At 66.0% G+C, this 6101-nt stretch carries 8 protein-coding genes; 7 read left to right on the forward strand and 1 reads right to left on the reverse strand.

What is annotated here, in order from left to right:
- From ACO6D5_RS22650 to ACO6D5_RS22680, 7 genes are all read left to right on the forward strand, one after another.
- Positions 1 to 615, forward strand: a 615-nt coding sequence (locus ACO6D5_RS22650) for an RraA family protein (protein ID WP_485826616.1), incomplete at its 5' end; no start/stop codon positions are given.
- A complete protein-coding gene (locus ACO6D5_RS22655) occupies positions 612 to 1814 on the forward strand; it encodes an aminotransferase class I/II-fold pyridoxal phosphate-dependent enzyme (protein WP_485826617.1) in 1203 nt (400 codons plus the stop codon). The genes ACO6D5_RS22650 and ACO6D5_RS22655, both read left to right, overlap by 4 nt.
- Before the next feature lie 61 nt (positions 1815 to 1875).
- A complete protein-coding gene (locus ACO6D5_RS22660) occupies positions 1876 to 2697 on the forward strand; it encodes a transporter substrate-binding domain-containing protein (protein ID WP_315847362.1) in 822 nt (273 codons plus the stop codon).
- A gap of 123 nt (positions 2698 to 2820) precedes the next feature.
- Positions 2821 to 3510 carry an amino acid ABC transporter permease gene (locus ACO6D5_RS22665; RefSeq protein ID WP_485826618.1) on the forward strand — a complete coding sequence of 230 codons (690 nt, stop codon included), beginning with the start codon at positions 2821 to 2823 and terminating at the stop codon, positions 3508 to 3510.
- Positions 3503 to 4192 (forward strand): amino acid ABC transporter permease, encoded by a 690-nt coding sequence (locus ACO6D5_RS22670; RefSeq protein WP_280026076.1) that lies wholly within the window; start codon positions 3503 to 3505, stop codon positions 4190 to 4192. Before ACO6D5_RS22665 ends, ACO6D5_RS22670 begins: the two co-directional genes overlap by 8 nt.
- A gap of 14 nt (positions 4193 to 4206) precedes the next feature.
- Complete coding sequence (locus tag ACO6D5_RS22675; RefSeq protein WP_006224424.1) at positions 4207 to 4941, forward strand: amino acid ABC transporter ATP-binding protein; 735 nt, start codon at positions 4207 to 4209, stop codon at positions 4939 to 4941.
- A 45-nt stretch (positions 4942 to 4986) separates the two neighbouring features.
- A complete protein-coding gene (locus tag ACO6D5_RS22680) occupies positions 4987 to 5952 on the forward strand; it encodes a LysR family transcriptional regulator (RefSeq protein ID WP_485826619.1) in 966 nt (321 codons plus the stop codon).
- A 36-nt stretch (positions 5953 to 5988) separates the two neighbouring features.
- Here ACO6D5_RS22680 and ACO6D5_RS22685 read toward each other — a convergent pair whose 3' ends face one another.
- On the reverse strand, positions 5989 to 6090 hold the full coding sequence (locus ACO6D5_RS22685) for an I78 family peptidase inhibitor (protein ID WP_485826628.1): 102 nt from the start codon (positions 6088 to 6090) through the stop codon (positions 5989 to 5991).
- Between the last annotated feature and the right edge of the window lie 11 nt (positions 6091 to 6101).

Here is a 6101-nt window from a genome sequence, read left to right on the forward strand (position 1 = left end):
GGCTTCGCCGCCATCGGCTCAGCCCAGATCAGCGACTGCATGAACCGCCTGTACGGCGTGTCGGGCCTGCGCCCGATGCATGCCTGCACGCGCCGCACCGTCGGCCTGGCGCTGACCGTCAAGACCCGCCCGGGCGATAACCTGATGATCCACAAGGCGATTTCGCTGGGCGGCGCGGGCGACGTGATCGTCGTCGACGGCGCCGGCGATACCAGCAACGCGCTGGTCGGCGAACTGATGATGATGGATGCGCAATCGCGCGGCATCGAGGGTTTCGTGATCGACGGCGCGGTACGCGACCTGGACGTCTTCGCCCAGGGCGAATTCGGCTGCTTCGCGCGCGCCGTGTCGCACAAGGGCCCGTACAAGGACGGCCCGGGCGAAATCAATGTGCCGGTGTCCGTGGGCGGCCAAGTGGTCAACCCGGGTGACGTGGTCGTGGGTGACGCCGACGGCGTGGTGGTGATCCCCGCCGAATTCGCCGCGGCCGTGCTGGCCCTGGCGCAGAAGAAGGAGGCCGACGAAGCCGTGGCCAAGGAAAAGCTGCGCGCCGGCACTTACACCAAGCCCTGGCTGGAAAAGACCCTGGCCGAGAAGATGGGAGCCGTCAAGTGAGCATCGTTGCCGACCGCATCAAGCGCATCAAGCTGTCGCCCAGCGTCGCCGCGCGCGCCATCATCGCCGAACTGCGCGAGCAGGGCCGCCGCATCATCGACCTGACAATCGGCGAGCCGGACTTCTCGACGCCGGAACACATCCGCCAGGCGGCCACCGCCGCCATGAACCGTGGCGAAACCAAGTACCCGCCCGCTCAGGGCACGGTGGCCTTGCGCCGCGCCGCGCGCGGCCATCTGCTGGAAGCGACCGGGGTGGATTACCCCGTGGCGCAGATCATCGTCTCTACCGGCGCCAAGCAGGTGATCTTCAACGGCCTGGCCGCCACGCTGAACGAGGGCGACGAGGTGCTGATCCCCGCGCCGTTCTGGGTGTCGTACCCGGACATGGTGCTGGTCAATAGTGGCACCCCGGTCGCGGTGCAGACCTCGCCCGCCACGGACTACAAGGTCACCCCGCAGGCGCTGGAGCGCGCCATCACGCCGCGCACCAAGTGGCTGATGATGAACGCGCCCAGCAACCCGACGGGCGCGGTCTACACGGCCGAGGAACTGCGCGGCCTGACCGAGGTGCTCAAGCGCCATCCGCACGTGTGGCTGATGACCGACGACATCTACGCCCGGCTGAACTTCACAGGCGAACCGACCGTGCATCCGTTGCAGGTCGCGCCGGAACTGGCCGCCCGCACGCTGGTGGTCAACGGGGTGTCCAAGGCCTACGCCATGACCGGTTGGCGCATCGGCTACGGCGCCGGCCCCGACGAGCTCATCAAGGCGATGGCGATCCTGCAATCCCAAAGCACGTCGGGCGCCTCGTCCGTCAGCCAGGCGGCGGCGCTGGAAGCGCTGTCCGGGCCGCAGGATTGCGTGGCTGAGTTTGCGCAGGTATTCCGCGAACGCCGCGACCTGGCGATCGCCGAATTGTCTGGCGCGCCGGGCCTGGCGATCGTCGTGCCGCAAGGCGCGTTCTATGTCTTTCCGGACTGCGCCGGGCTCTTGGGCAAGAAGACGCCTGCCGGCGACGTGATCGCCACCGACACCGACCTGACGCACTATCTGCTGCGCGAGGCCGGCGTGGCTGTCATCGACGGCCATGCCTACGGCGCGCCGGGCACGTTCCGGCTGTCGTTCGCCGCATCCCTGGACGACATCAAGCAGGGATGCGCGGCCATCCGCGAGGCCTGCGCCAAGCTGGCCTGAGCCGGCGCCGCGCATTCCATTCCAGTACGACCACCACACAAACAGACAAGGGGAATCAACCATGAAACGCCACACTCTCTTCGCCGCCTGCCTGGGCCTGGCTATCCTGGCGCTGGGCGCCGCCGCCCAGGCCGATCAGGTCGACGACATCAAGGCGCGCGGCGAACTCGTCTGCGGCACGCTGGGCACTTCGCAGCCGTTCAGCTTCCAGGACGGCGCCACGCGCCAACTGGTGGGCTACGACGTCGACGTGTGCAAGCTCGTCGCCGACAAGCTGGGCGTGAAGGTCAACTACAAGCTGCTGTCGGTGGCGGCGCGCGTGCCGGAACTGAACGAAGGCCGCGTGGACATCCTGGCAGCCAACCTGGGTTATTCGCCCGACCGCGCCGAACAGATCGCCTTCAGCCACGCCTACTACGTCAGTCCGCAAAAGCTGCTGGTGCGCAAGGACTCGGGGCTGGACACCGTTGAAGCCCTGAACGGCCGGCGCGTCGGCGCCACCAAGGGCTCCAGCTCCGAGCGCGAGATCAAGCGCATCCTGAACAAGTCCCAGGTCATCGGCTATGGAGACAGTTCGGCCACCTATCTCGCCTTGCAGCAGAAAAAGGTGGATGCGCAGTTCGCCTCTGAACTGGTGCTTGCGCGCCTGGTGCTGCAAAGCCCGCCGACCGCGCCCGTCAGCGTGATCGCCAAGTCGGTGTTCGACGAACCCTGGGGCCTGGGCGTGCGCAAGTCCGAACCGCGTTTCCTGCAGACGGTGAACCAGGCGCTGGACGAAGCGGAAAGCTCGGGCGCGGCCGCCAAGCTGTTTGACAAGTGGTTCGGCCCCGAAACGCCGTACAAGCTGGAACGCGGCTTCAAGATCGGCCCCATCGCCGGCTGAACGACCGCTGACCCCAGCGCGACCCGCATGTCCCCGTCACGGTTTCCGGCGTCCTCCCAGGTGGGCGGCCGGAGCCCGTGACGTTTGGCGTGGGCCGCGCGATTGCAGGAGATTGATTGCTTTATGAGCCTACTTGACGCTTCCCAATACCAGCTGCTGGCCAGCGGCATGCTGGTCACCGTGCAGCTGTTCCTGGTTGCCTGGGTAATGGCCTTCACGATCGCGGTGACGCTGGTCGTAGTGCGCGCCACCAACCTGGCGCCGTGCCGCTGGGTGGTCGACGCCTACGTGGAATACCACCGCAACGTGCCGCTGCTGGTGCAGGTGCTGTTCTGGTATTTCGGCATGCCGGAACTGCTGCCCGAAGGCTTTCGCATGTGGCTGTACGAGCACAACGCCGAGATGTCGCTGGCGGCAATCGCGCTGGCGCTGGGCTCGGCCGCCTACATCTCCGAAGACATCCGCAGCGGGCTGCGCGCCATTCCGGGCACGCAGTTCGAAGCGGCCCGGGCGCTGGGCGCCAGCTATCTGCAGTGCATGCGCTTCGTGATCGTGCCGCAGGCCGTGCGCATTTCCATTCCGCCGCTGGTGGGCCGCGCGCTGCTGCTGTTCAAGAACACCAGCGTGGCCATGGCGATCGGCGTGATGGAACTGACCTACCAGGCCCGCGAGATCGAAAACGAGACCTACCGCACCTTCGCCACCTTCGGCGCCGCGACGATCATGTACCTGCTGGGATCGTTCCTGATCATGGCGGTCGGATCGCGCATCTACGCCCGTTATCGTCTGAACCGCGGAGGCCACGGTGCTTGATCTGCTACTGCAATACTGGCCCACGCTGCTGGTGGGCCAATACCCCAACGGCCCGCTGGGCGGACTGGTGCTCACGCTGATCCTGGCGGCGCTTGGCCTGGCGATGTCGATGCCGCTGGCGCTGTTGATTGCGCTGGCCCGGGTCAGCCCGTTCGGCTGGCTGCGCGTGGCCAGCAAGGCGCTGGTCAACGTGGTGCGCGGCATGCCGCTCCTGATGCTGATCTTCTGGGCCTACTTTGTGGTGCCGAAACTGACCGGCCAGGTCGTCAGCGGCTTCTGGACGCTGATCTTCGCGCTGGTGGTCTACGAAAGCGCGTACCTGTCGGAAGTGATCCGTTCGGGCATCGAGGCGGTGCCGCGCGGCCAGATCGAGGCGTCGCGCTCGCTGGGCGTGGGCTACTGGACGACGATGCGCAAGGTGGTCCTGCCGCAGGCGCTCTTTAACGTACTGCCCAGCATGACCAGCCAGTTCGTGTCGACCATCAAGGAAACGTCGCTGGGCTACGTCATCAGCGTCAACGAACTGACCTTCGCGGCCAACCAGGTCAACAACCTGGTGCTGACCCAGCCGCTGCAGGTGTTCGGCATCCTGGCCATCATCTATTTCCTGGTGTGCTTCAGCCTGAGCCGCGGCTTGAGCTGGCTGGACCTGCGTATCCGCCGCTCGCGCGCCATGGCTTAAAGCAAGGACAAAACATGATCAATCTTGAAAAAGTGAACAAGTGGTACGGCGCGCATCACGTGCTGAAGGACGTGGACCTGTCGGTGGCGCGCGGCGAAGTGCTGGTGGTGTGCGGCCCGTCGGGGTCGGGCAAGTCCACCATGATCCGCACGATCAACCGCCTGGAGCCCATCGAAAAGGGCCGCATCCTGATCGACGGCGCGGACATCTACGCCAAGGGCGCGAACCTGAACGCGCTGCGCCAGAAGATCGGCTTCGTGTTCCAGCAGTTCAACCTGTTTCCGCACATGAGCGTGCTGGAGAACGTGATCTTCGCGCCGGTGAACATCCGCAAGCAGTCCCGCAAGGAATCCGTGGCGCTGGCGAAAAGCCTGCTGGAACGCGTGGGCCTGGAACACAAGATCGACGCCTATCCGGGGGCCCTGTCGGGCGGTCAGCAGCAGCGCGTGGCGATCGCCCGGGCGCTGGCCCTGCAACCGCCGGTGATGCTGTTCGACGAACCCACCAGCGCGCTGGACCCCGAGATGGTGGGCGAGGTGCTGCAGGTGATGAAGGGCCTGGCCAAGGATGGCATGACGATGGTGTGCGTGACCCACGAAATGGGGTTCGCGCGCGACGTCTGCGACCGGGTCGTTTTCATGGACGGCGGCGAGATCCTGGAAATGGATACGCCCGAGCGCTTCTTCAGCGCGCCGTCCCATCCGCGCGCGCAGCGTTTCCTGGCCGACATCCTGCATCCGCGCGGCTAAGGTCGCGGCAGGCAGCGCGGCGGCGATGTTAAGGTGAGGGTTTCCATGCGTTTCGCATCGACCGCCGCGATGTACACCCTTAAACAGCTAGAGGCTTTTTACTGGAGCTCCGAATTGGGCAGCTTCAGCGCGTCGTCCCGCAAACTGCACACCACGCAGTCTGCGGTGGCCAAGCGGGTGGGCGAACTTGAAGCGTTTGCCGGTTCGCCCCTGTTCGAGCGCCGCGCCAAGAAGCTGGTGATGACGCCGCAAGGGCGCAAACTGTTCGAGCTGGCGCGTGAAATGCTGGACCTGAACAGCCGCATCGTGCAGAACATGGCGGACCCCGCCAGTTTCGAAGGCGTGGTTCGGCTGGGCGTGACCGAACTGGTGGGCATGACCTGGCTGGCGCGGTTGATCAACCAGATCAGCCAACGCTACCCCCGCGTGCAGCTGATGCCCGAGATCGACGGCGGCATCACGCTGTACGAAAGGCTGGAGCAGGACCAGATCGACCTGGCCATCATGCCGGGGCCGTTCTGGAGCTACCAGTACGACTGCACGCATCTGGGCGCCGTCACCAATGTCTGGATGGCCAGCCCCGCGCTGGACATCGATTTCTCGGCGCGCCTGACGCCGCAGGACCTGGCGCCGTACCCCGTGATTTCGCAGCCCACGAATTCGGCCTTGTCGCATCTGTATGACGCGTGGTTCGCCGAGCAAGGCCTGCCGGTCAAGCGCGTGCTGACCTGCAACAGCCTGGGGATGATGGCGCAGCTGACGATGCTGGGCCTGGGCATCAGCTATCTGCCGGGCGCGTATTTCGCGCCGCTGGTCGAGCGCGGCGCGCTGTGCCAGTTGCACGTGCGGCCGGACCTGCCCACCATCAATTACTACGCCGTGCACAAGAAGAACATCGTCAACCCGATCGTGTCGCGGGTGATCGATATCGCGCGCGAGGAATGCGCGTTCGAAGTGGCGGGGGCATTCCTGCCCCACGTGCCGCCGGCCGCCTTGCGGCGCGAAGCGTAGGCGGCAGGCCGGCGGGCGCCGGCCCCCAAGGCGGCCTTAGCCGCAGCGGATCGCCGTCATGACGTCCTTGTCGTCCACGATCAGGTTCAGGCGCGTCGCGTTGTATTCCATGGTGACCAGCTGGCCGGGGCGCAGGATGCGCGCGGTCG

It is taken from the genome of Achromobacter sp. (assembly GCF_057314935.1).